The 2,015-nt window shown below is 66.8% G+C and carries 1 protein-coding gene; it reads left to right on the top strand.

The window, feature by feature from the left end; translation table 11 throughout:
• A partial coding sequence (locus tag I5W_RS13510; RefSeq protein ID WP_044529620.1) for a ribonuclease E/G occupies positions 1-2,015 on the top strand: 2,015 nt, incomplete at both ends.

Below are 2,015 nucleotides of genomic sequence, written 5' to 3'. Positions count from 1 at the left end.
CACTCTGGCGCGCCATCGAAGGCGCCGGCCAGTCCGGCTCGGGCGCCTTCCTGATCTACCAGGAGTCCTCGCTGGTCATCCGCGCCATCCGCGACTACTTCCAGCCCGACATCGGCGAAATCCTCATCGACACCGACGACATCCACGACCAGGCCCAGCAGTTCATGGCCCACGTGATGCCGGACATGGTCCACCGCGTCAAGCGCTACCGCGACGACGTGCCGCTGTTCTCGCGCTTCCAGATCGAACACCAGATCGAGACCGCCTACTCGCGTACCGTTCCGCTGCCTTCGGGCGGCGCCATCGTGATCGACCACACCGAAGCACTGGTGTCGGTGGACGTGAACTCGGCGCGCGCCACCCGTGGCAGCGACATCGAGACCACCGCCTTCAACACCAACCTCGAAGCGGCTGATGAAGTGGCCCGCCAGTTGCGCCTGCGCGACCTGGGCGGCCTGATCGTGATCGACTTCATCGACATGGAGAATTCCAAGAACCAGCGCGAAGTGGAAGGCCGTCTCAAGGACGCCCTGCACCACGACCGCGCCCGCGTTCAGATGGGCAAGATCTCCCGCTTTGGCCTGATGGAACTGTCGCGCCAGCGCCTGCGCCCGTCGCTGTCCGAAGGCAGCCACGTGACCTGCCCGCGCTGCAACGGCACCGGCCACATCCGCGATACCGAATCCTCCGCCCTGCAGGTGCTGCGCATCATCCAGGAAGAGGCCATGAAGGAAAATTCGGCCGCCATCCACGTGCAGGCGCCGGTGGACGTCGCCGCCTTCCTGTTGAACGAGAAGCGTGGCGAAATCCTGAAGATCGAGACGCGTCATCGCGTCACCGTCATCATGATCCCCAACAAGCACCTGGAAACCCCGCACTACAAGATGGAACGGATCAAGCACGACGATCCGCGCCTGGACGACGCCCAAGCCAGCTACACCATGGCCGAGCAAGCCGATACCGACATCGGCTACAGCCAGCGCCAGAAGGAAGAAGTGCGTCCGCGCCAGGAAGCCGTGGTCAAGGGCATCACCCCCGACCAGCCGGCCCCCATCGTCGAACGCAAGGCCCCGGAACCGGTGGCCGCCGCCGTACCGCCGCCGACCCTGGCACCGGAATCCGGTCTCTTGGGCAAGATCTTCGCCTTCTTCCGCAAGAAGCCGGTAGCGCCGGTAGAAGCCCCGGCCGCCGTCGAAGCCAAGGCCCCTGCCAAGCGCGAAGGCGAACGTGGTGGCCGTGGTGGCGAGCGTAATGGCCGCAACCGCAACCGTGGCGAGCGCACTGAACGTGGTGAGCGCGCCGAACGTGGCGAGCGTGGTGAGCGCAACGGCGAGCAACGCGCCGCCCGCGGCCCGGCCGCCGTCGAACTGAAGGCCGGCGAAGCCGCCGAGGCCAAGCAGGCCCGTCCGCCGCGTGGCCCGCGCGAACCCAAGGAAGGCCGCGAACCGCGCGAGGCACGGGAAGGCCAGGAACCGAAGGAAGCCCGTCGCAATGAAGCGCGTGAACCCCGCGAACCACGCGAACCGCGTGAAGCCCGCGAGGGTCGTGAAGTGCGCGAAGGTCGTGAACCGCGTACACCACGTGAACCACGTGAACCGCGCGCCCCGCGTGGCGAACGCAATCCAGCCAAGACCGAGGAAGGTCTGCCGCTGGAAGTCGCACTGGCAGCCGGCGCCGCTACCGCAGGCGTGGCCGCGGGTGCCGTGGCGCTGACCAATGATGAGCAGGCCGCCCAGGTCGATGCCGCACAGGTCGAAGGCGCTGAAGGCGTCGAAGGCGTAGAAACTGCCGAAGGCGGCAGCGAGCCGCGTCGTCGTCGTCGTCGTGGCGGTCGCAACCGTCATCGTCGCGAACGTGACGAAAACGGCAACCTGATCGAAAACGCCGAAGGTGATGCCGCCGAAGCCAATGACCAGGCAGAAGCCGGCGAAGCGCCGCAATCCGTGTTCGTGGCCAGTGCCGCGGCGAAAACGTCATCACTGCCACCCGGCAGCGCGGTCGAAGTGGCCAGGCTG

Origin of the sequence: Herbaspirillum sp. B65, from assembly GCF_000333555.1 — a bacterium.
Taxonomy (GTDB): domain Bacteria; phylum Pseudomonadota; class Gammaproteobacteria; order Burkholderiales; family Burkholderiaceae_D; genus Herbaspirillum; species Herbaspirillum rubrisubalbicans.
Note: the sequence above shows the minus strand (reverse complement) of the source record. Positions and strands in the feature narration are given on the sequence as shown.